Raw genomic sequence first — 24,958 nt, 5'->3', positions numbered from 1 at the left:
CGCCTCAGCCCTTGTCGAACTCGGCGTCGATGACATCATCGTCATCGCCACCGCCACCGCCACCCGTGGGACCGCCGGTGGCGGCGTCCTGGCCGGGACCACCGTCCGTGGCGGCGGCGCCCTGATGGGCCGCCAGCCCGGCGAGCACCTGCTGGAGTTCGGAGGTCAGCGGCCGTACGCGCTCCACACCCGCCTCTTCCTTGACCGCCGCCCTGGCGTCGGACACGAGCATCTCGGCGCGTGCCTTCTCGTGCGCGGGCGCCGCGTCGCCCAGTTCCGCGAGGCGCTTCTCGACCTGGTAGGCGACGGCGTCGAGTTCGTTGCGGGCGTCGACGGCCTCGCGGAGTGCCTGGTCCTGCCCCCGGTTGCGCTCGGCCTCCTGGACCATGCGTTCGACCTCACCGCGGTCCAAGTTGGAGCTCTCGCTGATGGTGATGCCCTGTTCCTTGCCGGTGTCCCGGTCGCGGGCCTTGACGTTGAGGATGCCGTTGGCGTCGATGTCGAAGGTGACCTCGATCTGCGGTTCGCCCCGCGGCGCCGGCCGGATGTCGGTGAGCTGGAACCGGCCCAGCACCCGGTTGTCCGCGGCCCGCTCGCGCTCACCCTGGAGGACCACCACATCGACGGCCGGCTGGTTGTCCTCGGCGGTGGAGAAGGTCTCGCTGCGGCGCACCGGGATGGTGGTGTTCCGCTCGATGATCTTCGTCATCACTCCGCCGCGCGTCTCCACGCCCAGCGACAAGGGTGTGACGTCGAGCAGCAGGACGTCCTTCACCTCGCCCTTCAGCACCCCGGCCTGGATCGCGGCACCCAGGGCCACGACCTCGTCGGGGTTGACGCTCATGTTGGGTTCCTTGCCGCCGGTCAGCCGGCGCACCAGGGTCTGGACGGCGGGGATGCGGGTGGAGCCGCCGACGAGGATGACCTCGTCGATGTCGCTCTCGCCGACTTTCGCGTCGGCCATCGCCTGCTGCACCGGTCCCAGGCAACGCTCCACCAGGTCGCCGGTGATCTGCTCGAAGGTCGACCGCATGATCGAGTCGGTGAGGTGCTTGGGGCCCGAGGCGTCGGCGGTGATGAACGGCAGGCTGACCTGCGTCTGCGTCACGGAACTGAGCTCGGTCTTGGCCTTCTCCGCCGCCTCGAACAGTCGTTGCAGCGCCTGCGGGTCCTTGCGCAGGTCGATGCCGTTCTCCTTCTGGAAGTCGTCCGCGAGGTGGTCCACCAGACGCCGGTCGAAGTCGTCGCCGCCAAGGTGGCTGTCACCGGCGGTGGAGCGCACCTCCACCACCCCGTCGCCGACGTCGAGGATGCTCACGTCGAAGGTGCCGCCGCCCAGGTCGAAGACGAGGACGGTCTCGTGCTCCTTCTTGTCCATGCCGTACGCGAGGGCGGCCGCCGTCGGCTCGTTGATGATCCGCAGCACCTCCAGCCCGGCGATGCGTCCGGCGTCCTTGGTGGCGGTGCGCTGAGCGTCGTTGAAGTAGGCGGGCACGGTGATGACCGCCTCCGTGACCCGCTCCCCCAGTTGCTTGGACGCGTCGTCGGCGAGTTTGCGGAGCACTTGTGCGCTGATCTCCTCAGGCGCGTAGAGCTTGTCGCGCACCTTGAAGCGGGCCGCCCCGCCGTCGCCCTCGACGACGTCGTACGCCACCGCCCGGGCCTCGTCGGAGATCTCGTCGAAGTGGCGGCCGATGAACCGCTTGGCCGAGTAGATGGTGCCCTTGGGGTTGAGGATCGCCTGGCGCCGGGCCAGCTGGCCCACCAGGCGCTCGCCGGTGTCGGTGAAGGCCACCACGGACGGTGTCGTGCGGTTGCCCTCGCTGTTGGGTACGACGGACGGCTCGCCGCCCTCCCACACGGCGATCACCGAGTTGGTGGTGCCCAGGTCGATACCCACTGCCTTGGCCATGAGGAACTCCTCCCGGTGCGGCGCCTGCGTCGACTCTCCGGATCACGTCCGTTCAGGCAGAGGTGGGACTCCGCCGGTTTCCCGTCAGTGCGCACGGAGGGTCTCGAGCACTGCCCAGGGTGACGAAGCGAGTGGCTCCCCGCCTGCGCCTGGCGAGTCAGGAATGCACGGGGTCGGTCGCCCCACGAGTACGAGAGAGAACACGTCTCGGATAGCCGGCCCGGGACCGGGTACGCGAAAGCCGCTCACCTCCTAAGGACGGAGCGATCCCATGGCCGGCAGTCGGGCGTACGGCCTGTACCACCCCTACTCCGACCGGAAGGGCGGCCTTCCACGGGGCAGCGCCCGGCGGCGCCCCACGGCCGCGCCCGGGCGGCCCCGCCTGCCCGCTCGCACCCCGGTCGCCCATGCCCTCCACGAACTGGCCGCGCTCTCGCGCGCCCAGTTCGAAGCCCCGGACGAAGGCGAAGTCCTGCGCCTGGCCATGGAGCACGTCGTCGCCGCGGGGCCGTACAGCGCCGAGGCCGGATACCTCGAGGTGGGCGGCCGCCTGGTCCCCAGCCCGATGAACGGGCAGACGCATGCCCTGGCCGTGGGCCGCAGGCTCCGGGAGCTGGCCGGTGAGGACGGAAAAGTGACCGTGGCCGGCAGGCCCTGGGGCCGGGCCCTGGGCCTGCGCGGACCTGGAGGACTCCACGGCTATCTCGTGGTCACGTCCCGCTCCCGGCCCACCACGGTCGAGCGATCGCTGCTCGCCATGCTGATCCGGCACACCGCTGCCGCACTGTCGGTCGCCTTCGCACACCGCCGCCAACGCGAGGACGCGCTGGAGCTGGGCCGACTGCGGGAGGAACGCACAGCCCTTCAGCGGCAGCTGATCTCCGTGGTGGCCGAGCTGGGCTACGAGCGAGCCGTTCACGCTCTCATGGCCGGTGTCGCTGTCTCGGGTGGCGGCGAGGAAGCCGTCACCCGCGCGCTGCACAGTCTCACCGGACTTCCCGCACTGGTCGAGGACCGCTTCGGTCGGCTGAGGTCCTGGACCGGCCCCAGCCGCCCCGTGCCCTATCCCGAACCGGACCCCGTGCGCCAGGACGAAATGCTGCGGGCCGTCGCCAAGGAGGTCGGGCCGGTGCGCATCAGGGACCGGCTGATCACCCTGATCCGCCCGCACGGCGAGATCCTGGGCGTGCTGGCGCTGGTCGATGTCCGGGACGAAGCCGACGAGCACACCGTCCTCGCGCTCGGACACGCCGCCGCGTCGCTCACCCTGGAGCTGACGCACCTGCGCGATCTGGCCGACGTGGAGCTGAGGCTGCACCGCGAGCTGGCCGACGACCTCCTGGCGGGGACGGACGAGCCGAGCGCCTACGCCCGGTCCGAGGCAGTCGGACACGACCTGCACGGCAGCCACTACATCGTCGTGGTGCAGTGGTCGAACCGGACCGCCGACGACTCCTTCGCGCAGACCGTGAGTCGGGCGGCGGCTGCCGTGGGCATGCGTTCGCTGCTGACCCGACGCTCCGATCACATCGTGCTCATCACCGGTGACAGGCCGCACGCCCGCGCGCTGTACGAGGCGCTCGCCCGGGAGACCGGAACATGGTCCGGGACGATCGGGGTGAGCGCCGCTTCCGGCTCCCTGAACGACCTCCCCCACCATTATCAGGAGGCGCAACGTGCCCTGGACGTGCGCCGCCACTCCCGCGAACGCTACGGCACGACGTTCTTCGACGAGCTCGGCCTCTACCGCATCCTGGGACCCGGCAACGATTACCGGGAACTGGAGACGTTCGTCCGCGAGTGGCTCGGGCAGCTCATCGACTACGACTCCCGGCATCACGCGGCCATGGTGGAGACCCTCTCCCGGTACTTCGACTGCGGCGGCAACTACGACGAGACCGCCGACTCCCTCGCGATCCACCGCAGCACGCTGCGCTACCGGCTCCAGCGCATCCGGGACATCAGCGGCCACGACCTCGCCAACGTCGAGGACCGGCTGAACCTCCAGGTGGCGACCCGCGTGTGGAAGATCGTGCTGGGCGGGCCCGGCTGACAGTCGGGCCCTCGGCCCTGTGACAGCGCCACGGGGAGTGGGTCACAGGGGCATGACGTGGTGGTCGACCAGGTCGAGCAGCGCCCGCAAGGCCGAGCTGGGCCGCCGGGTCGACGACGTGCCGAGATGCATGCTCCAGCGGAGCGTGGTGTCGTGGACGTCCAGGACGTGCAGGCCGGGGGTGCGGGCGACGGCGAACGGGGGCAGGAAGGCGATGCCCAGGCCGTGCCGGACCAGTGCCGCTCCCATGTCGATGTCGGGCACTTCCAGTGCCACCCGGCGCCCGACGCCCGCCGCCGCGAACGCCCGGTCGACCACCTCACGGTTGCCGTAGCCCGGCGGGAAGTCCACGAAGGGCTCCCCCGCGAGGTCCGCGAGTGCCACCGTCTCCCGCTGCGCGAGCGGATGGGCGGCACCCACCACCAGGACGAGCGGCACGGTGGCCAGCTCCCGTGCGTCGATCCCGGCGGGCTTGCGTTCGGGCAGCGACAGGAAGGCCACGTCCAGGTCCCCGCCGAGCAGCGCGTGCGCCAGCCCCGCCGAGCCTGCCGTCGCCAGCCGCAGCCGGACGTCGATCGCCGGATGCCGTGCGTGCAGCTGCCCGAGGAGCGCAGGCAAATCCACCACCTCGACCGAGGCCATCGCGCCGACGTTCACCGTGCCGCGCAGCGTGCCCTGTGCGGCACGCACGACGTCCTGCGCGGCCTGGGCGGCGTTCAGGGTGGCCCGAGCCTCCGGCAGCAGCGCGGCGCCCGCACCGGTGAGCCGGACCTGCTGCGACGTGCGCTCGAACAGCGCGCAGCCGAGCTCGCGCTCCAGTGCGCGGATCGCGGCGGACACCCCGGACTGCACCACGTGCAGCCGACGGGCGGCACGCGTGAAACTCAGCTCTTCGGCGACCGCGATGAAATGCTCCAGCTGACGTAGCTCCACAGGAGAAGTATCACTCGCAGTGCTGGAGCCCAGCAAAAACATTCGTTGGCATTGATTGTGGCTGGTGAGGAGGATGGAAGGCGCCATCCGCTTCCGCCCGAGGAGGGGTACCCCTGCCTGCCGTTCCGACGCCGCTGAGCCGTCCCACAGCCGAGGCTCCCGCCGACCCGACCGACCGTATCCCCGCACCCGCTCCCGCCGACTCGCCGCCCCGCGCCACCGCCCGGCGCCGTGCCTCGCACACCACCGGCTTCTGGTTCGTGGCGGTGGCCTTCGCCGTGCTGATGGCCTTCGGCACCGCGCCGACCCCGCTGTGGCCGCTGTACGAGGCACGGGACCACTTCGGCGCGACCACGGTCACGGTGGCGTACGCCTCGATGGTCGTGGGCGCGGCGGTCGCCTTCCTGGGACTGGGACACCTTTCAGACCGGCTCGGGCGGCGGCGCATCATCGTCCCGGCGCTGCTGGTCGGCATCGCCGCGTCGGTCGTACTGATCGTGTGGCGGGACCTGCCGGGGCTGATCGCGGGCAGGATCCTCAACGGGGTCGGACTGGGGCTGATGGCCTCGACCGCGACGACGTACCTGCACGACCTCCACCACGAGGTCCGTCCGGAACGGACGGGTTCGGTGCTGCCCGGCATCGTGGCCACCGCCGCCAACCTCGGCGGCCTGGCATCGGGGCCCCTGGTCGCCGCAGCCGCCGCCGAGTGGCTTCCCATGCCCCTGATCACCACCCAGGCGATCTTCACGCTCGCCATGGCCGTGTGCCTGGCGCTGGTGCTGTGCACCCCGGAGACCGTCGACCTGGAGCTGCCCGCGGTGCAACCGCCCAGCAGGTTCGTCCTGCGTCCCGGCGGCCGGCGGGCGTTCGGTGCGGCGGGCGCGCTCGGCGCCTTCGCCTTCGCGATCCTCGGCCTGATCTCCTCCCTCGGGGCGAGCGTCCTCCACGGCACCCTGCACACCGACTCGCACCTCGTGGTCGGCCTGGCGGCCTTCCTCATGTTCGGTTCCGCGGCGGCCGCCCAGCTGGTGCTGGGCCGTCTCCCCCTGCGACGGCTGCTCACCGTGGGGGCAGTGGTCTTTCCTGTCGGACTGGTCCTGTGCGCCGTCGCCCTTCACCACCCGGCGCTCTGGCTCTACCTGGTCGCCGTGTCCCTGTCGGGAGCCGGCTCCGGACTGCTGTTCAAGGGAGGAGTCGAACGTGCCGGTTCCGTGGCCGAGCCGACCTCACGCGCGGGGGTCCTCGCCGTGTTCTTCGTCGTCGCGTACCTGGGGATGGGCCTGCCGTCCGTCCTGTTCAGCATCGCCCTGCGGCACTTCGCCGTGCAGACCGCGATGATCGGTTTCGCGACGGTCCTCTCCTGCGGCGCCGTCGCGTCGGTGGTCGTCGCGCTGCGGGACCGCGCGCCCGGTGCCGGCGAGCCGTCGGGACCGTCCGCCCGTCCCTTCTGACCTCGCACTCCGGCGCGTACCTGGGCCAGGACCCGGCCCGGGTCAAGCGGAGAACGCCGCGCTGCGGCAGGGCGTGGGCCTGGGTATGACCGTGGTCGACACGGCGGAGACGTACGGCGTCGGCGCAGCCGAGGAGCTCGTCGGGGAGGCCCTCCGCGGACGCCGGTACTCGGCTCCTCGCGCTGCCGTCAGGAGCGCGCGAGCCGGGCCGCGAGATAGGGCGCGGTGGCGCTGCGGCGGGCCTTCGCCACCTTGGCCGGCGGGCCCGCCGCGACCACCCGCCCGCCCGCGTCGCCGCCGCCCGGACCGAGGTCGATGACCCAGTCGGCGGTGGCGATCGTGTCCAGGTCGTGCTCGACGAGGACGACCGTGTTGCCGGTGTCGACGAGCCGGTGCAACTGCCGCAGCAGCAGTGCGATGTCCGAGGGGTGCAGCCCCGCCGTCGGCTCGTCGAGCAGGTAGAGCGCGTGCCCGCGGCGGGCTCGCTGGAGTTCTGTGGCCAGTTTGATGCGCTGCGCCTCACCGCCGCTGAGCTCCGTCGCGGGCTGGCCCAGCCGAAGGTACCCCAGTCCTACCTCGCGCAACGTCTCCAGGCTGCGGGAGGCGGCCGGGACGGCGGACAGGAACTCGGCGGCGGCGTCGACGGACAGCGCCAGTACGTCCGCGATGTTCTTTCCGCGGTAGGTGACTTCGAGCGTTTCGGCGTTGTAGCGGGCGCCTTGGCAGGTCGGGCACGGCGCGTAGGTGCCGGGCAGGAACAGCAGTTCCACCGCGACGAATCCTTCACCCTGGCAGGTCTCGCAGCGCCCCTCGGGCACGTTGAAGGAGAACCGTCCGGCCGAGTAACCCCGCGCCCTGGCCTCGTCCGTCGCCGCGTACAGCTTGCGCACCGCGTCGAACATCCCGGTGTACGTGGCAAGGTTGGACCGGGGAGTTCGGCCGATGGGCCGTTGGTCGACCCGGACCAGCCGGTCGAACGACTCGACCCCCGACGCGTCCTGGACGTCCACCTCCAACTGCGCCTCGTCGGGCTCCTCGGGCACGAGTCCGAGGTGACCCCGGACGACCTCGGCGAGTACCTGCGTCACCAGCGTCGACTTCCCGGAACCGGACACGCCCGTCACCGCCGTCAGTACGCAGAGCGGCACCTCGACGGACACGTCGTGCAGATTGTGGCGGGATACCCCGCGCAGGTGCAGCCAGCCCTGCGGTGTGCGGGGGCGGTGGTCGAGCGGCTGGGCCCGCCCGAACAGGTACCGGCTCGTGGCCGACTCCCGGACCCGCTCGAGCCCGGCGACCGGGCCGCTGTACAGCACGCGTCCGCCGCCCTCTCCCGCGCCGGGGCCGATGTCGACCACCCAGTCGGCCCGCCGTACGACGTCCATGTCGTGCTCCACGACGAACAGCGAGTTGCCCGCCGCCTTGAGGCGGTCCAGCACGTCCAACAGCGGTTCCGCGTCGGCCGGGTGCAGGCCCGCGGAGGGTTCGTCGAGGACGTAGACGACGCCGAACAGACCCGAGCGCAACTGCGTGGCGATCCGCAGGCGCTGCGCCTCGCCGGGCGACAGAGTCGTCGAGCGGCGTCCGAGGCTGAGATATCCGAGGCCGAGGTCGAGCAGTACGTCGATCCGCGCGACCAGATCGCCGCAGATCCGGACCGCGACCTCGGTCGTCTCCCCGGACCGGGCGGTCGACGTGGTGGCGTCGGCCTCGGACCGCCCAGCGACGGGTTGCAGCAGCGCCACGGCCTCGGTGAGCGGCATCGCGTTGATCTCGGCGATGGAACGTCCGGCGAAGGTCACGGCGAGCGCCTCGGGCCGCAGTCCGCTGCCGTGACAGGCGGGACAGGGCCCGCTCCTGACGAACCGGAGCGCCCGTTCGCGCATCCTCTCGCTCTTCGAGTCGGCCAGGACGTGCATGACGTGCTTGCGGGCGCTCCAGAACTTGCCCTGGTAGCCGTAGTCGACGCGTTCCTCCTCCGGCTCGATGTACACGGAGGGCTGTTCGTCCGTGTACAGCAGCCAGTCCCGGTCCTTCTTCCTGAGTCTGCGCCACGGTCGGTCGATGTCGATCCCCAGGTTGCTCACGACACTGCGCAGGTTGGCTCCCTGCCAGGCGCCCGGCCAGGCGGCGATCGCCCCCTCGCGGATGCTCAGCGAGGGGTCCGGGACGAGCAGGTCCTCGGCGACGTCGTGCACCACGCCCAGTCCGTGGCACTCCGGGCAGGCGCCGGCCGCGGTGTTGGGGGAGAACGACTCGGCTTCCAGCCGTGCGGCCCCGGGCGGGTAGGTGCCGGCCCGGGAGTACAGCATGCGCAGCAGGTTGGACAGCGTGGTGAGGGTGCCGATCGTCGAGCGTGAGCTGGGCGACCCGCGTCGCTGCTGCAGGGCCACCGCCGGTGGCAGTCCGGTGATTTCCTGCACGTGCGGGGCGCCGACCTGTTGCAGCAGCCTTCGGGCGTACGGTGCCACCGACTCGAAGTAGCGCCGCTGGGCCTCGGCGTAAAGCGTGCCGAACGCGAGCGAGGACTTGCCCGAACCGGAGACGCCCGTGAAGGCGACCATCGCGTCCCGCGGAACGTCTACATCGATGTTCCGCAGGTTGTTCTCACCGGCGCCTCGGACATGGACGAAGGGGTCGGTCGCGTCCTTGTTCACCGTTCCTGATTACCTGATCGCGCCGCGATCCGCGCGACAGGCGCCGTCACCGGGCCCCGCTCCTCGGGCACGGGGAAGCGCTAGGAGATCTGACCGTACCGCCGGTGCCTGCCGGCGGGGCCAGCGTGTCATGCGGCGTCGGCGTAGCCTCGAGGACATCACGTGGCCATGTGCGAGCGCGGGCGCAGCCGATGAGAAGGAGTCTTACGGGTGTCGTCACAGAAGGTTACGACCGTGGCTCTTCTGGCGGATCCGGATGCGCCGACGCAGATCGCGCGGCGCATGGCCGGGATGCTTGCCGACCGGCTCGCCGACAGGTCGGACCAGGGACGACGGTTCGACGTCGAGGTGGTCAGCGAGCCCTTCACCGCAGGGACCGAGGACCTGTCCACGCTGACGCGTCGGGTCATGGACCGCGCGCGTGCGGAGAGCTGGGACATCGTCGTGGCCCTCACCGACCTTCCGCTGCACTCACGCGGGCGCAAACTCGTGGTGGATCTGAGTCACGAACACGGCGTGGCGCTGCTGTCCCTTCCCACGCTGGGGGGCTTCCGCCTGCAGACAAGGGCGCGACAGGCCGTGGAAGAAGCCGTGCTCAGCTTGGCGGCCCCGCAGGTCACCGGGCCTGAGGGGGCTCCGGGAAGTCAGCCGCTGCGGGGGCCCTTCACCGCTCGTCTCGCGCCCATCCGTCGGGGGCAGGTCGAGGAGGAGGAGATCGCCGACCTGCGGTACGTCGTCAGCGGACCACGCGGTTACGTGAGGGTGCTCGGCGGTATGGTCCGCGCCAACCAGCCGTGGCGGTTGGTGCCGGGCTTGTCGAAAGCCCTGGCGGCCGCACTCGCCACGGGAGCGGTCGCCACCGTGAACTCCACCATCTGGAGCCTGGCCACCTCGTTGAGCACGCCACGCCTGGTGATCGCCACGGTCGGGTCTGTCGCTCTCATGATCGGCTGGCTGATCGTGGACGCGAACCTGTGGCATCGAACGGACGAGGTTTCGCCGGAGGCCAAAAAGAGGGCGGCACTGTACAACGCCTCGACGGTCGTGACCGTGGGTATCGGGGTGCTCGTCTGCTACGCGGGTCTGGTGGTCATCAACCTGGTGTGGGCGCTCTTCATCCTCAACGACCGCGTCTTCGGCTCCATGACACGAACGCCGCTGCACGCCACGGGGTACTGGACGCTGGCCTGGTTCGTCGCTTCGGTCGCCACGGTGGGCGGCGCGCTGGGATCGGGCCTGGAGAGCGACGAGGCGATCCGGGCAGCCGCCTACTCCAAGCGCGAGCAGGAACGTCGCAGCGCGCTACAGGACGACCACGGCAACTAGCGGGTGACCTGGGTCGGGGATGTGCCGTCGGTCGGTGGTCGTCCGCCTTCGCGGATTCTCCTGGATCGGTCGGTGCGTGGTTGTTTCGCCTCGAGGCCGACGGGGACCCGGACGCAACGCCGCCGGAGCGCCGAAGCGCCGCCTCGCGGGCCGGCGGCCGACCGACCGCTCCACCTGATCCTGGAGAACGGCCCCGCAGAGGCGTGCCGGAGCCACGGACCCCGTCGCAGCACTTCCGAGAGTCGGACTCTCCGCGCCCTCTCCATCACCGCCATGCGGCGACATCAAGGGAAGTCACCATGAAAGCAGCGGTATACGAAGGACCGCGAACGGTCACAGTGAAGGACGTACCGGACGCGAAGATCGAGCACCCCTGCGACATCATCGTCAAGATCACCACTACCAACATCTGCGGTTCGGACCTGCACATGTACGAGGGCCGCACCTCGTTCGAGTCCGGCCGCACCCTGGGACACGAGAACATGGGCCAGGTGGTGGAAGTCGGCTCGGCCGTCCGCAAGGTCCAGGTCGGCGAGTACGTGGTCCTGCCTTTCAACATCGCCTGCGGATTCTGCAAGCAGTGCGAGCAGGGACTGACCAACTACTGCCTGACCATGCAGCCGGAACCGGCACTCGCGGGAGCCGCCTACGGGTTCGCCGACATGGGTCCCTACCAGGGCGGCCAGGCGGAGCTGCTGCGCGTGCCCTACGGCGACTTCAACGCGCTGCGTCTGGGCGAGGACGCCGCCGAACGGCAGACCGACTACGTGATGCTCGCCGACATCTTCCCCACGGGCTATCACGCCACCGAGATGGCCCACGTCAAACCGGGTGACCAGACCATCGTCTTCGGGGCCGGCCCCGTCGGGCTGATGGCGACCTACTCCGCCCTTCTCAAGGGCGCCGGCCGCGTTTGGACGGCCGACCACCAGCCCGACAGGCTGCGCATGGCGGAGCAGCTTGGAGCCATCCCGATCAACACCGCCGAGCAGAACCCGGCGGAGGTCGTCAAGGAGGCCACCCTCGGTCTGGGCGCCGACAACGGCTGCGAATGCGTCGGCTACCAGGCACACGACCCCCAGGGGCACGAGGACGCCAGCCTCACGCTCAACGGCCTGATCGACACGGTCAGGTTCACGGGCCACATCGGTGTGGTGGGCGTGTTCCTGCCCCAGGACCCCGGCGGCCAGGAGGCCCAGGGCGAGCTGGAGGCACAGGGCAAGGTTCCGATCGACTTCGGCATGATGTGGTTCAAGGGCCAGCACATGGGGACCGGGCAGGCGCCGGTGAAGAGGTACAACCGGGCCCTGCGGGACCTGATCGCCGGCGGGAAGGCGAAGCCGAGTTTCGTCGTCTCCCACGAGCTCGGCCTGGACGAAGCCCCCACCGCGTACGAGCACTTCGACGCCCGTGACGATGGCTGGACCAAGGTGGTCCTTCATCCCGACGGACACGGCAACGGCCACAAGCGGTAAGAGACCGGGGCCTCCGTGCCCCGTGTCTCCCCTGGACGGGTCCGCGGGGGACGGGCGGTGATCTGCCTCCCCCGACGTTCCTGGGTCAAATCGCCGCGCTCCGGCCGGATTTGACCCAACGACGATTGTCCGCGCTCCGGCCCGGAGGACGGACGGCAGACACTCATCAGTGTCCGCAGCGGCAGCATCACCTCCAGCGGCTGCGGCCGCCGGCCGGCCGACGGGTCATATGGGAGGCCGCCGTGCGCGACGATTGCGGCATGCCCACCAGAACGACCCGGCCCGGCAGGGCATTCCGGACAGGCGAACACCGGTGACCTGGCTGCGGGCCTTCGGGGAGGTCGTGCGATCCGGTCTCAGGATCGAGGAGACGCGACTGGAGCCCCTGCTCGCGCTGCGCACGGCCGCTGGGGTGGCGATCGTGATCGGGCCGATGCTGTGGCTGGTCTCCCCCGCGTATGCCGCGTCCGCCGCCCTCGGCGCCTATTCCGCGGGTGGGGCCGTCTTCCAGCGCAGCTGGCGTCCACGCAAGGTGGTCGCGCTGGGCGCGGGCGCGGGCCTGGCGCTCAGCACCTTTGTGGGCTACCTGGCGGCGGGGCGACTCGTCACGTTCCTGCCGCTGCTGGCCGTATGGGCGTTCGCGGCGGGAATCGCGTGGGCCGTCGGAACGACCACCGGGATCGTCGCAGCGACGACCGTGGGCAGCATGCTGGTGACCATCACCTTGCCCACGAGCACCGGACGAGCCCTGGAGCACGCCGGGGTCATCGCACTCGGGGGCGTGACGCAGGCCCTGCTGATCCTGCTGTTCCCGATCCGGCGTTGGGGAGCGCACCGTGACGCGCTCGCCGACGCCCTGGCCGCCGTGGCGGACTACGCGCGCCGGTTGCGGCACGACCCGACCGCCCCGTTCGACCCGGAGCCGTTGATGACGGCCCGGGACGCGGCTGCCGTGACGCCGTCCCAGGCTCGCACCCGTCCCCCCGCCCTGCACGGCCCCCGGGGACTCGCCGAGCGCGTTCGGCCGGTGGTCGCCGCGCTCGCCGACCCGGACGTGGGCGCCCCGGCGGAGGGACCCGGGCGGGACCGCGCCCGGGAGTTGCTCGACGCGGCCGCCGACGTCCTGGATGCGGCCGCCCGTTCGATCCGCCGCGGCATTCCCGCCGAGGTACGGCCCGAGAGCAAGGACGTCCTGCGCATCAACGAGGAGCACGAGGTGCTGGAGGGCCCGGCGCGGCAGGCCGCCGAGCGGCTCGTGGAACTGCTCGGCGAGGCGTTGGAGATCGCGGGGAGCGGATGCGCGAGCGGGAGGACGCCCACGCCGACCGGCCCCGCGGGCGCCCAGTTCCTGATGCGCCCGACGATGCACCGGCTGGTCCCGGTCGTCGTCCGGGCGGTCCGCCGTGAGCTCCGCCTGGACTCGCCCGTGTTCCGGCACGCCGTCCGCCTGGCGGCGGTGGCCACGCTGGGCTATCTGATCGCCGCCCGGCTGCCACTGGGGCACGGCTACTGGGCGCCCATCGCCTCGGTGATGGTGATGCGGCCGGACTTCCACCGGACGTACGCGCGTGCGGTGGCCCGGCTCGCCGGGACCCTGGCGGGCGTCGCGCTCGCCACCGGGACGGTGCGGGCGATGGGCCCGGACGCCCATGTGTCCGGCGCGCTGGCCGTGGTCTCGGCGGGCCTGTCGTACACGCTGAACCGTACCGGCTATGCCTATACCCAGTGTTTCACCGCCGCGTACGTCGTCTTCCTGCTCGGCATGGGCGGCGAGGCATGGGAGCAGACAGTCCTGGAGCGGGTGGTGCTCACCCTGCTCGGCGGGGCCCTGGCCATGCTGGCGTACGTGGTGTTCCCCGCCTGGGAGACACCTCGACTGCCGGGCCGGCTCGCGGACTGGCTCGCCGCCAACGGCCGCTACGCGGCCGCGGTGCTCCGCGACCTGGCCGAACCGACCCGGGAGCGTCACGCCGACATGCGCCGGGCACTGCTGGAGAGCAGGGAGGCACGTGCCGCGTGGCAGGAGGCGTACGACCGGGCACGGCAGGAACCGGTCCGCCCCAGGGGCCTGACGTCGCGCGAGGCTCAGGAGGCGCAGGAGGCGCTCAAGGGGTTCGGCCGGGCGGCGATGCTCATGGAGAGCCACGTCCCGCAGGCCGACAGCCGTTCCCTCCCCGAGGCGGAGCGATTCGCCCAGGCCCTGGAGACGGACACCTCGAAGGCAGCAGTCGCCGTGCGCGAGCACCGGAATCCGGACTGGAGCCGTGTGGAAGAGGCGCTCCACGCGTGGGATGACGCCGCGGACCATGGCAGCCCGGTCGTGCGGCGCGAAGCGGAACTACAAAAACGGGCCTTGGAGGACCTCGCGACAGCCGTGAGCCGCACACCTTTGGAACGGGACGTCGGCTCTGCTCGCGAGGAGCAACGGGTGCGAGCGACCCTTGCTGCGGAAGGTGATGGAACAGGGCCCGCGCAACGGGGTGGGTGACGACGCCGGCGCCGCCTAGAGCCGTGGAGTCGGGCTCCTCGACCGGAAGACCGGCCGCTGCAACAGCTACGTCCAGGATCGAGGGCCTGGTTCGATCGGACTGAGGGGTTACCGCAGCGTCGACGGTCCGGCGCGGCGTTGCAGGGGAAGGGCGGGAAGCGCGTGTGCGGGGTTTCCCGCCGTGCGTTCTCGGTTCGGCGTTCGCGTCGCCATGGCCGAATGACGGAGGTCGCGCTGCCTTCCCGCACGGAGAACCCGTAAGGTGGCGGGTGCAGCTGGTTCGCCCCGTCCGCCAGGCGGGATGCGTCGTAAGAGGGAACCCGGTGGGAATCCGGGACTGCCCCGCAGCGGTGAGCGGGAACGACCGCCGTCATACGCACTGGGTCCGAGGTACCGGGCCTGGGAAGCGACGGCCATTAGGTGTCTCGTACGACGAGACGTGCCCGCGAGTCCGAAGACCTGCCATCTGCCCGCGCGCGAACCACTCGTGCGCGGACATCCCGGTGACCTCGAGGGCGGGTCGGCGTACATACCAGGCGGACGACCGTGCCTTGCCGCGCACGCTTCGTGCCGTCCGGTTCGTCACCCCTTCGCGCTCTCGTCCCGTACCCGGGATCTCAGGGATTCATCTCGCGAAGGAGATCTCCGTGACCACCAAGTCCGCAGCCTCGGCAGCACGGGCCACCGTGTACGGCTACCCACGCCAGGGCCCGAACCGGGAACTGAAGAAGGCGATCGAGGGTTACTGGAAGGGTCGTGTCAGCGCCGACGCCCTCCGGGCCACCGCTGCCGAGCTGCGTCGCACGAACTGGCGGCAGCTCGCCGACGCCGGCATCCACGAAGTCCCGACGGGGGACTTCTCGTACTACGACCACGTCCTCGACACCACGGTCGCGCTCGGCGCGATCCCCGACCGCCACCGCGCCGCCCTCCAAGCCGACGCGCTGGACGGCTACTTCGCCATGGCCCGCGGCACCCGGGACACCGCGCCCTTGGAGATGACCAAGTGGTTCGACACCAACTACCACTATCTGGTCCCCGAGCTGGGCCCCGGCACCGTCTTCACCGCCGACTCCGGCAAGCAGGTCGCGGACTTGAAAGAAGCCCTCGGCGTGGGTCTGACTCCCCGTCCCGTCCTGGTCGGCCCCGTCACCTACCTGCTGCTCGCCAAGCCCGCGCCGGGCGTGGCGGCGGACTTCGCACCGCTCACCCTCCTGGACCGGCTGTTGCCGGCCTACGCGGAGATTCTGGCCGACCTGCGCGCGGCCGGCGCGGAGTGGGTCCAGCTGGACGAGCCGGCCCTCGTCCAGGACCGCACCCCGGCCGAACTGAACGCCGCCGCCCGCGCCTACCGCGACCTCGGCGCCCTCACCGACCGGCCCAAGCTGCTCGTCGCCTCGTACTTCGACCGGCTCGGCGACGCCCTGCCGGTGCTGGCCAAGGCGCCGGTCGAGGGCCTCGCCATCGACTTCACCGAGTCCGCGGCCGGGAACCTGGAGGCTCTCGCCTCCGTCGGCGGGCTGCCCGGCAAGCGGCTGGTCGCCGGTGTCGTCAACGGCCGCAACATCTGGGTCAACGACCTGGAGAAGTCCCTGTCCACCCTCGGCACCCTGCTCGGGCTGGCCGACCGGGTCGATGTGGCCGCCTCCTGCTCCCTCCTGCACGTGCCACTGGACGCGGCGGCCGAGCGCGACATCGAACCGCAGATCCTGCGCTGGCTCGCCTTCGCCAGGCAGAAGACGGCCGAGGTCGTCACCCTCGCCAAGGGCCTCGCCCAGGGCACGGACACGATCGCCGCCGAACTCGCCGCCAACCGCGCCGACCTGGCCTCCCGGACCGGCTCCCCCATCACCCACGACCCGATGGTGCGCACACGCGCCGCCGCCGTCACCGAGGCCGACACCCGCCGGTCCCAGCCCTACCCCCAGCGGAGAGCCGCCCAGCGCGCGCACCTCGGCCTGCCTCTGCTGCCGACCACCACCATCGGCTCGTTCCCGCAGACCGGCGAACTGCGTACCGCGCGCGCCGACCTGCGCGCCGGCCGCATCGGCACCGCCGATTACGAGGAGCGCATCAAGGCCGAGATCCAGGAGGTCATCTCCTTCCAGGAGAAGACCGGCATCGACGTCCTGGTGCACGGCGAGCCCGAGCGCAACGACATGGTGCAGTACTTCGCCGAACAGCTCACCGGCTACTTGGCCACGCAGCACGGCTGGGTCCAGTCCTACGGCACCCGGTACGTCCGTCCGCCGATCCTCGCCGGCGACATCTCCCGGCCCGAGCCGATGACCGTGCGCTGGACGTCCTACGCGCAGTCACTGAGCGATCGCCCCGTCAAGGGCATGCTCACCGGCCCGGTCACCATGCTCGCCTGGTCGTTCGTACGTGACGATCAGCCGCTCGGCGAGACGGCACGCCAGGTCGCCCTCGCCCTGCGTGACGAGGTGAACGACCTCGAGGCGGCCGGCACGTCCGTCATCCAGGTGGACGAACCGGCCCTGCGCGAGACCCTGCCGCTTCGCTCCGCGGAGCACCCGGCCTACCTGGCCTGGGCGACCGAGGCGTTCCGGCTGAGCACCGGTGGCGTGCGGCCCGACACCCAGATCCACACCCACATGTGCTACGCCGAGTTCGGGGACATCGTCCAGGCCATCGACGACCTCGACGCCGACGTCATCAGCCTGGAGGCCGCCCGCTCGCACATGCAGGTCGCCCGCGAGCTGGCCGCCCATGGCTACCCGCGCGAGGCCGGGCCGGGCGTCTACGACATCCACTCCCCTCGCGTCCCCAGCGCCGAGGAGGCCGCCGAACTGCTGCGCGCCGGCCTCAGGGCCATCCCTGCCGAGCGGCTCTGGGTGAACCCTGACTGCGGGCTGAAGACCCGCGCCTGGCCCGAGACGCGCACCTCCTTGGAGAACCTCGTCACCGCCGCCCGCACCGTCCGCGGGGAACTGTCCGGGTCCTGACCCGCCCGATACCCGCGGGGCCGGGGCGCCACTGGTGCCCCGGCCCCTGCAGGAGCGGCCCCACCGCGGGGAGCCGTTCGGGGTGGTCAACCACAGCCGGCGGCATCGCTAGTCATGCTCCACACCTCCGTCACCACCGTGCGGTGCGGACGGGCACTCCGGGCCGACGTGAGAGCCCCGGCCCGGGCAGTCACCGGCGAGGCCCTTGCCCTTGGTGACCCGAGAGGGTGCACATTCGGACGTCCAACTGTTCAGCAGGCGCCCTCGTCCTGCCACGGACCCCACTGCGAGGTGCCGGGCACCTCGTTCTGGGTCCACCACTTGGCCTTCCAGTTGTGCTTGCCGTAGGAGACCTCGTTCCCCACCGTGTACACCGCCGACGAACTCCACGCCGTCTTGCAGGAGGTGGGGGTCGGCGTCGGAGTCGGAGTCGGGCCGGGCGGGGTGGTCGGCGGGGTGGCGCCCGCGAACTTCACGGAGTACGCGGCGAAGTCCCAGGGGTTCTGGGCGACGCTCGAGCAGGTGCCGGACGTACGCCCGCCGTTGTCGGGCGGGCTGCACTGCCGGTCGCGGTTCAACGACCAGAAGGTGAAGCGGTCCATGTGATGGCTGGTGGCGTAGTCCAGCACCGTCTGGAAGTCGGCCTGCGTGAAGATCTCGCCCGTGTCGCTGCGGCCGTTCATGCCGGAGAAGCCCTCGTGGGCGTAGGCCGTCGCCTGGTCCCAGCCGAAGGTCGACTGGAGCACCGAGTTGAAGTTGGTCAGCGCGCTGGTCTGGCTCGCCGCGCCGTTGAAGCCGCCGTCGAACGGCATGATCGAGAAGTTGTTCGGGGTGAATCCTTGCGACTTGGCCTCCAGCAGCATCTGCTTGCCGAACCAGCCGGTGCCGTCCGCGGTGCCGGCCGTCGTCACGGACACGTACAGACCGGGGTTGTTCTGCTGGAGGATCTTGGCGGCGCCGATCTCGTTGTGGATGGCCGCGGTGTTCTCGTACTCCGGCTCCTCCAGGTCGAAGTCGATGGCGTGCAGCCCGTACTTGGTGATGACCTGCTGGTAGGCCGCCGCCGTGGAGGCGGGGTCGGAGCATGCCTGGCCGAGCTTGGTGCCGCCGTAGCCGCCGATGGAGACGGAGACGTCGCCGCCCTTGCCTCGGATCGTGTTGATCACCGACTGCACGGCCGTGTCCGAGGAGACAGGGGCGGTGCCACCCCAGGTCGGCGAGCACCCGCCGCCGTTCGGGGCCAGGATGAAAGCGAGCTGGAAGGCCTTGAGGCCGGTCGCGTCCATGATGGCGGCCGCATCCGGCGGATCGTTGTCCAGCGGCATCAGATAAGGGGCAGCGGCATACCAGCGGTTGTCGAGCGCGGTGGGCGCGCCCGAGGCGCTGCCCGCGACGAGGGCGGTCGTGCCGGCGGCGGCCAGCGTGACGGCCGCCGCCGCGCCCAGACAGGCCCGAAGGGGTCTCATGAAGTGCCTCCCGGAGCGGGTGAGGAGGGGAAGTCGCCCCAGGCTCCGGGAGGTGTTGGGGTCACGTCAATAAGTTGGACTAGACCAAATCTCCCTTTGGACTAGACCATGCGATTCCTTTACCTAGGGGGCGCATCCCTCTGCGGGCCGCCGAACCACTGGGCACCGCCATCCACACCGCCCTGCATCTGCGCGCAGCACGCCCGCCATCCAGCGAACCGCCCCACCTTCCCCGACGCCCACACCGCAAATTCCGGGCTCTGCAGCTCAAGCCGGTCGGCCCGATCGGTAGGGGCGTTACGGAGCCCACCACTGCCATCACTGCTTCGGGCCGTCGCCGGAGTGGAGCACAGCCTCCGCGGTCTCCCGGACGCGGTCCAGGATGATCCCCTTGCGCTGTTCGACGGCGAGGGGGCGGTCGGTGGGCTCAAGCCCGACGAAGGGGCGCTCGCCGATCGGGCGGGTGTGGACGTGCGTCTTGAGGTTGAGGGTCGCGGCCGGGTGGATCGGCAGGTCGGTGGTGAGCCAGCCGAAGTACGGCGCCTAGGCCTCGCGGCCGAACGTCCCACAGATCCCCGGACCGGAGAAGCTCTCTGGGCTGAGCGACAACCAGACGCCCGAGGAGGACACGTCGTCGCTGCCGATGACCGACGCACCGGGCAGGTGTCGACGAGCGAAGTAAATCGAACACATGATTGAATTAAGCCATGCGACCGATTCCCGATGACCTCGCCCGGGCGGTTGACGAGTGGCACGCGACCTACCGCCAGCTCGCGGCCCAGCAGCGCACCGTGCTGCGCAGACGACTCGTGAAGCTGTCGGGCCAGGTGCTCTTCCACCCCCACTGGGACGGCCGGCGCACGTCGGCCGCAGCCGCGCTGTACGCAGCCGGTCATCGCGCCCGCGATGGGCGAGCCGCCTCCTGACCCTGCGCGGAACACACTGATCTACCAGGTGCTTGTGGTTGCAGATGGGATGGCTCGAAGGGCATGCGCTCGTATCAGCGGCCGCAGGGAGGCAGCGGTCTGCCGCGGCCGCCCGCCAGGCGGGTGCGGCCAGCTGTCCGGGCGGTGTCCCCGGGCAATGAGAACGGCAGCGTCGTAGCGTCGTGAGCATGCACGATGCGCCCCGACGTATCGACCCCACCACCGAGCGGGCCACCGCGGCGCTGCTCCTCGGGTGCCGGCCGAACCAGGTCGGGTACTGCTCGCGCTGCCTGGGGTTCACCGTGCGACACGTGCCACACGCCTTGGTCGTGTACCCGGCCTGCCGCGCCGTCGAGCCGGACGACGGCTGGGGCCTAGGCGGCCGATCATGACGGCCCGGCAGCCGGACGGTCTGAGGGGCGGGGGAACATGGTCGTGGGTTGGAACGACGGAGACGCAGGGCTGGGGGGACTCATGGGAGCGTTTTACGCGTCCGCGCTGGACGGAGTCGCCCGCAACCCGGCGCTGCCGACACCGTTGCTGCTGCGCTTGCTCGCCTTCGATGGCGGTGACGGTCCGCCGTGTCATGCCGTGCAGCGGGCAGGACTTCCCGAGTCAGCCGTCGCGGTGATCCTGGATCACCCGAACCCGGGCACCCGGATCAACTTTGCGATGAGCACCAGGGCCGAGCCCGCGCACCGGGCCCGGCTCGTGGACGACCCTTCCCCCAGGGTGCGGGCCGCTCTGGCGTACGGACCCGAGGAACGTGACCCGCGGACAACGGTCGCGCCGCTGCCGGACGACGTGTGCGCACGCCTGCTCGACGACCCGGACTCCTTCGTACGAACGGCCCTGCTGGACTCACCCCATCTCGCGCCGTCGTTCGTGGCCTCCTTGGCCACGCACCGCGATCCGGCAGCGCGCCGAAGGGCGGCGCTCGCATGGGAGAAGCTGCCTTCGGACGAGCGACCAGCGCTGCTTGCCGACCCCGACCCTGAGGTGAGGCAGGCCGCCGCACTGTGGGAATGCCGACGGGACGCACGCGTCACCGCCGCACTCCTCCGCGATCCGAAGTCAGCCGCCGAGGCGCTGCGCCGCGGACTCCTGCACCGCGCCGACGCCGAACGAAACGATGCGTGGCCGAGCGGACGCACCTGGCCGCCCTCGCCGAGAACCCGTCGTTGCCCCCGGACCTCGCGCATCAGCTCACCGTGGACCCCGACGAGGCCGTACGGCTCGCGGTCTCCCTCAGACTCGAACCCGGCGAGACGCAGCGCATGACGATCGACTTCACAGTCGGGGCCTCCGACCGGGGGAACGTCGAGTGGGTGCGCGACGGGCTCGCCCACCCCGATGTGCTGCGCCGGGCCGCCACCTCCGCCCACCCACTGCTCCAGCGCAGCGCCGCCCAGAGCCCACACCTGCCACCCGATCTCGTGCGCCTGCTCGCACGCACCAAGGACCCACTGGTGGAAGTTCTTTTGAGTATGCACCACCCCGACACCCCGGAGGAGGTCCTGATGCGCGTGTTCGCACGCCTCGGCGGCACCTTCTCCGCCTGGATGGCGGAGACTCACCCCCGCTTCCCCCGTAAGGTCTCGCCGCGCGTTACGCGAATCACCCGGACGGCAACTACCGGCGGCTTGCCGTCCGGGATCCGGCCGCAACACCCGCGCTGATCGAACGGCTCAGCCGTGACCCCGCGGTCCGGACACGCCAGGCAGCGGTCGGCGACCCGCGCATCCCGCTCCACCGCCTCCGCGAAGCGCTTCATGTCCCAGAACTGGCCTCCAGCGCGGGCGCCAATCCTGCCCTGCCCGAGGACGAGATGGCCGCCGTCCTGAACCGGTCCGCCGTTCCTGCCTGACCGCCGAGCGGAATCGTCAGGCGCTGAGTACAGCGGCTGGACTCGTCCTCACTCGTTGACGATGGGCAGGTTGTGCCACCAGTGACCGCATCCGCCAGAGCAGCAACGTTCGCGGCGCCGTTCGTCTGCGACCGCGAGGACCGCGACCAGCAGCCGGAACGCCTTGCGTCGTTCATCGACAGGGGTGAGGCCGGCGATCTTGCCCAGTTGCTGGTCGATCGGGCCGCACGTGATCAAGACCGCCGGGGTGTGCGTCGGGCGCAGCCCAGCACGTCGGATGCTCTCCGGTCCGTCTTCGGTGACGGCGCGCGCCTGCACGCAGTGGTGGCGAAGAAACAGGAGTATCTCGGCCTGCTCCCCCGGGTCGTGGGCTTCGAACCACTCGATGCCCTGTGACATCGAGCGCAGCCCTTGGGCGAGTTCGTTGAGGATGATGTCCCGCTCCATCATGATCATCTCCGGCAGGCAAGCGAGGCGTAGAGCGCGGCGGTCTCATCGACGAAGGCCAACGGTGCCTTGTGGCCTGTCAGCAGTCATGCGGGTCGACGCTACACCCCCGGAACAGGGGTACGTGCGGCCCTGCACGCTCATGGACGGGTCTGCTCCCGGTGCCCCCTGTGCCTTGCCGTGCACGGGTTGACGGGGCTTCAGAACGGGCGATCGGCCGTGCCCAGAACGACGAGTTCGGTACTGCCCAGCACCTCCGCGAGCGCCTTCGGGGCGCCGCGCATGTGGAAGTAGTCCCACTGCGCGCGGCGGATCACCTGGTCGGGGTGGCCGAGTGCACGCAACACGTCCCAGTGCAGGGCCTGGGCCCAGACGTAGCCGGGGTCCCCGTCGACGTCCATGTCCTGCACGTCGATCGGGGTGTCTGCGAGCGCGGAGGCCAAGCGGTGGCTGTCCACAGGCCCGGCGGCGAAGTCCAGGAACGCAGCAGGGTCGGCGCCCAGGGGCGCGTCATGGGCGCTCTCGTCGTCCCGGACCGGCCAGGAGTCGTAGCGGTGGGCGCGCAGTCCGTCCCGCCAGACCTCCAACTCCAGTCGGTCACCGTCGTATTGGAAGGCGGCGAGCACCGGGGCGCCCAACTCGGCGCTGATCGGTCCGGCGAGCGCGAAGACACTGTTGTCGTCGACGGACCGGTCCGGATGGACGAGGCAGAACCTCGGCCCGGCGGGAATCGCATAGCCTGCCGTGCAGACCCCTCCCAGGACGGGGGCCGCCTGTTCGAGCGGCGCGGCGATCAGAATCGTGCCGTACGTGGTCACGGCCTCACCTCCTGGAATGCGGTGACCCTACGCGGCGGTGAAGCTGCGAAGCAAAGGAGGCGAATCAGCGGTCGCGGATCGTGGGGCCGGTCCGGCGCCGGCGGCCGCGGGGCTCCCACGCCGACCGGCACGCGGGCTCAGCGGAGCAGCAGGTCGCGGATCGCGCCCGTGATCTCGTCGGGCGCCTCCTCGGCCATGAAGTGCCCCGCACCGGTCAGCCGGTGGTCCAGGTCCGGCGCCCACGCGTGCCAGAGTGCGGCGGCGTCGTAGTCCAGTCGCGTGCCCCAGTCCTGCTGGACGACTGTCACCGGCATGGCCAGCTGGGAGCCGGCGTCCAGGTCCGCCTGGTCATGGGTGACGTCGATACCGGCCGAGGCCCGGTAGTCGGCGACGATCGAGGGCACTGCGGCAGCGCACGCCCGCACGTACTCGGCACGAACCTCGTCCGGCAACGCGGCCGGATCGCCGGCCCAGGTGTCGAGGAACGAGCCGAAGAACGCCTCCGCGCTGTTGGCGATCATCGTCTCGGGCAGGCCGGGAGGCTGCGCCATGAGGAAAAGGTGGTAGCCGACCGCTGCCGGCACGCCGTGCAGCACGTTCCACATGTCAAGCGTCGGCACGATGTCGAGCAGGCCGAGATGGGTGATGCTCTCGGGGTGATCCAGCCCCGCGCGGAAGGCGACCAGAGCGCCCCGGTCGTGTCCGACGAGGGCGAAGCGCTCGTGCCCCAGCGCCGAGGCCACGGCCACGACGTCCGCGGCCATGGTGCGCTTGGAGTACACCTCGGGGCCGGTGGCCGCCGGCTTGTCGCTGGCGCCGTAGCCGCGCAGGTCGGGACAGATCACCGTGTGTTCGCCGGCGAGGCGCTCGGCGACGTGCCGCCACATCAGGTGGGTCTGCGGGAAGCCGTGCAGCAGCACGACCGGGCTGCCGTTGCCGCCGACGGCGGCGGCCAGCTCCACTCCGTCCGTGCCGGGCTGCCGGACGTGGTCGAAACCAGGGATGGTGAACATGATGAGAGTGCCTTCCTGGGGCGGCGGATCGGCGAAAGCGTGGGTCCGGGGACTGTCGGGTTCAGCGTGGGCGACGGCGATCAGCAGCCGATCAGTGCGCTTCGACGCCCCGGACCCGCGGCACGGAAGATGGAGGGCATGCGTATCGACGTACTCGGTGCCGTGCGGGCCCTCCGCGACGACGGCACCCCGGTCGACCTGGGCGGTCCGCGCCACCGTGAGGTGCTCGCCCGGCTCGTCGCCGCCGGGGGACGGATGGTGGCCACCGACACCCTTGTGGACGACCTGTGGGCCGAGCCGCCGGTGCGCGCCGTGGGTGCGTTGCGTACGTTCGTCGCCGCGGTGCGTCGCGCGATCGAACCGGACCGGCCGCCCCGCACTCCCCCGCGCGTTCTCGTCACGGAGGGCTCCGGCTACGCGCTGTGCCTGCCACGGGAAGCCGTGGACGCTCACCGGTTCGAGGACGCCCTGGCCCGCGCCCGGCGTACACCCGATGCGCTGACCGACCTCGACGCGGCGCTCGCGGCCTGGCGCGGCCCCGCCTACGCCGACGTGACCGGCTCCACGTGGGCCCGGCGCGAGCAGACCCGGCTGGAGGAGCTGAGGCTGGAGGCGGTGGAACTGCGCGCCCGCCTCCTGCTCGACTCCGGTTCAGGAGCCGAGCTGGTCGCCGACCTGGGCGCCCACGTCACCGAACACCCCTGGCGCGAGCCGGCCTGGGCGCTGCTGGCGCGCGCACTGCACCGAGCGGGCCGCCAGGCGGACGCTCTGGCCACCCTGCGCCGCGCCCGCACCATGCTCGTGGAGCAGCTCGGGCTCGACCCGGGTGCCGACCTCCAACGCCTGGAGGCGGACATTCTCCGCGGAGCCACGACGCTCCAGCCCCCGCGTACCGTGTGGACCGCCGGCGGACGACTCGGCCCGCGCACCACCGTGGAAGTGGCCCGCACCCTGGCCCTGGCGGGCGGTGACGCCCTCATCCACTCGCGGCGCGACCGCCTCGCCGCCGTCCGGGCGGCAGAGCGCACCGGAGACACCGCCCTGACCGCCCGCGTCATCGGCGCCTACGACGTGCCCGCCCTGTGGAGCCGGGCCGACGACCCCGAGCAGTCCCGCGCCGTCGTCGCGGCGGCCTAGCGTACGCTCACCGCGCTCGG

16 protein-coding genes, 2 pseudogenes and 1 riboswitch are annotated in these 24,958 nt (G+C 71.1%); of the genes and pseudogenes, 10 read left to right on the top strand and 8 right to left on the bottom strand.

Annotated elements, in window-relative coordinates; translation table 11 throughout:
- Window positions 1-4 precede the first annotated feature (4 nt).
- Entirely contained in the window at window positions 5-1,912 is a 1,908-nt protein-coding gene (gene dnaK, locus AB0E88_RS26850; RefSeq protein WP_361635398.1) for a molecular chaperone DnaK, read from the bottom strand.
- Between the two features lie 271 nt (window positions 1,913-2,183).
- On the opposite strand from dnaK, the gene AB0E88_RS26845 reads away from it, so the two are divergent.
- Entirely contained in the window at window positions 2,184-3,965 is a 1,782-nt protein-coding gene (locus AB0E88_RS26845) for a helix-turn-helix domain-containing protein (RefSeq protein ID WP_361635395.1), read from the top strand.
- 42 nt (window positions 3,966-4,007) lie between these two features.
- Here the strand turns inward: AB0E88_RS26845 and AB0E88_RS26840 are convergent, their stop codons facing one another.
- Entirely contained in the window at window positions 4,008-4,898 is an 891-nt protein-coding gene (locus tag AB0E88_RS26840) for a LysR family transcriptional regulator (protein WP_361635392.1), read from the bottom strand.
- 266 nt (window positions 4,899-5,164) lie between these two features.
- On the opposite strand from AB0E88_RS26840, the gene AB0E88_RS26835 reads away from it, so the two are divergent.
- Together AB0E88_RS26835 and AB0E88_RS26830 are read left to right on the top strand one after the other, a co-directional pair.
- A complete protein-coding gene (locus tag AB0E88_RS26835; RefSeq protein WP_361635389.1) occupies window positions 5,165-6,352 on the top strand; it encodes an MFS transporter in 1,188 nt (395 codons plus the stop codon).
- Window positions 6,353-6,369: 17 nt separating this feature from the next.
- A pseudogene (locus tag AB0E88_RS26830) lies at window positions 6,370-6,518 on the top strand (aldo/keto reductase); the annotation flags it as partial.
- A 22-nt stretch (window positions 6,519-6,540) separates the two neighbouring features.
- Here AB0E88_RS26830 and uvrA read toward each other — a convergent pair.
- Entirely contained in the window at window positions 6,541-9,009 is a 2,469-nt protein-coding gene (gene uvrA / locus AB0E88_RS26825) for an excinuclease ABC subunit UvrA (protein ID WP_361635386.1), read from the bottom strand.
- A gap of 234 nt (window positions 9,010-9,243) precedes the next feature.
- Between uvrA and AB0E88_RS26820 the strand changes: the two genes are divergently transcribed.
- The 4 genes from AB0E88_RS26820 to metE all read left to right on the top strand — a co-directional run bounded on the left by AB0E88_RS26820 (window position 9,244) and on the right by metE (window position 17,264).
- Entirely contained in the window at window positions 9,244-10,335 is a 1,092-nt protein-coding gene (locus AB0E88_RS26820; RefSeq protein ID WP_361635383.1) for a hypothetical protein, read from the top strand.
- 299 nt (window positions 10,336-10,634) lie between these two features.
- Entirely contained in the window at window positions 10,635-11,810 is a 1,176-nt protein-coding gene (locus tag AB0E88_RS26815; RefSeq protein ID WP_361635380.1) for a glutathione-independent formaldehyde dehydrogenase, read from the top strand.
- Between the two features lie 313 nt (window positions 11,811-12,123).
- Complete coding sequence (locus tag AB0E88_RS26810; protein WP_361635377.1) at window positions 12,124-14,298, top strand: FUSC family protein; 2,175 nt, start codon at window positions 12,124-12,126, stop codon at window positions 14,296-14,298.
- 259 nt (window positions 14,299-14,557) lie between these two features.
- Window positions 14,558-14,780, top strand: a riboswitch (cobalamin riboswitch).
- A 165-nt stretch (window positions 14,781-14,945) separates the two neighbouring features.
- Window positions 14,946-17,264 (top strand): 5-methyltetrahydropteroyltriglutamate--homocysteine S-methyltransferase, encoded by a 2,319-nt coding sequence (metE, locus tag AB0E88_RS26805; RefSeq protein ID WP_361635374.1) that lies wholly within the window; start codon window positions 14,946-14,948, stop codon window positions 17,262-17,264.
- 251 nt (window positions 17,265-17,515) lie between these two features.
- Here the strand turns inward: metE and AB0E88_RS26800 are convergent, their stop codons facing one another.
- Both AB0E88_RS26800 and AB0E88_RS26795 read right to left on the bottom strand, forming a co-directional pair.
- On the bottom strand, window positions 17,516-18,730 hold the full coding sequence (locus AB0E88_RS26800; protein ID WP_361635372.1) for a chitinase: 1,215 nt from the start codon (window positions 18,728-18,730) through the stop codon (window positions 17,516-17,518).
- Window positions 18,731-19,048: 318 nt separating this feature from the next.
- Entirely contained in the window at window positions 19,049-19,237 is a 189-nt protein-coding gene (locus tag AB0E88_RS26795) for a DUF2199 domain-containing protein (RefSeq protein ID WP_361635535.1), read from the bottom strand.
- A 200-nt stretch (window positions 19,238-19,437) separates the two neighbouring features.
- On the opposite strand from AB0E88_RS26795, the gene AB0E88_RS26790 reads away from it, so the two are divergent.
- Both AB0E88_RS26790 and AB0E88_RS26785 read left to right on the top strand, forming a co-directional pair.
- Window positions 19,438-19,656, top strand: a complete 219-nt coding sequence (locus tag AB0E88_RS26790) for a hypothetical protein (protein WP_361635369.1) — start codon at window positions 19,438-19,440, stop codon at window positions 19,654-19,656.
- 1,136 nt (window positions 19,657-20,792) lie between these two features.
- Entirely contained in the window at window positions 20,793-21,335 is a 543-nt protein-coding gene (locus AB0E88_RS26785; protein WP_361635366.1) for a hypothetical protein, read from the top strand.
- A 236-nt stretch (window positions 21,336-21,571) separates the two neighbouring features.
- On the opposite strand, the gene AB0E88_RS26780 is transcribed toward AB0E88_RS26785, so the two are convergent.
- From AB0E88_RS26780 to AB0E88_RS26770, 3 genes are all read right to left on the bottom strand, one after another.
- Complete coding sequence (locus AB0E88_RS26780; RefSeq protein WP_361635364.1) at window positions 21,572-21,979, bottom strand: DUF5958 family protein; 408 nt, start codon at window positions 21,977-21,979, stop codon at window positions 21,572-21,574.
- A gap of 191 nt (window positions 21,980-22,170) precedes the next feature.
- Window positions 22,171-22,788 (bottom strand): hypothetical protein, encoded by a 618-nt coding sequence (locus AB0E88_RS26775; protein WP_361635361.1) that lies wholly within the window; start codon window positions 22,786-22,788, stop codon window positions 22,171-22,173.
- 137 nt (window positions 22,789-22,925) lie between these two features.
- Window positions 22,926-23,804 (bottom strand): alpha/beta hydrolase, encoded by an 879-nt coding sequence (locus tag AB0E88_RS26770; protein WP_361635533.1) that lies wholly within the window; start codon window positions 23,802-23,804, stop codon window positions 22,926-22,928.
- A gap of 135 nt (window positions 23,805-23,939) precedes the next feature.
- Here AB0E88_RS26770 and AB0E88_RS26765 point away from each other — a divergent pair.
- Window positions 23,940-24,935 (top strand): annotated as a pseudogene (locus AB0E88_RS26765) (AfsR/SARP family transcriptional regulator); the annotation flags it as partial.
- Window positions 24,936-24,958: the final 23 nt, after the last annotated feature.

The sequence above is a fragment of the Streptomyces sp. NPDC028635 genome (genome assembly GCF_040637635.1).
Lineage (GTDB): Bacteria > Actinomycetota > Actinomycetes > Streptomycetales > Streptomycetaceae > Streptomyces.
Note: the sequence above shows the minus strand (reverse complement) of the source record. Positions and strands in the feature narration are given on the sequence as shown.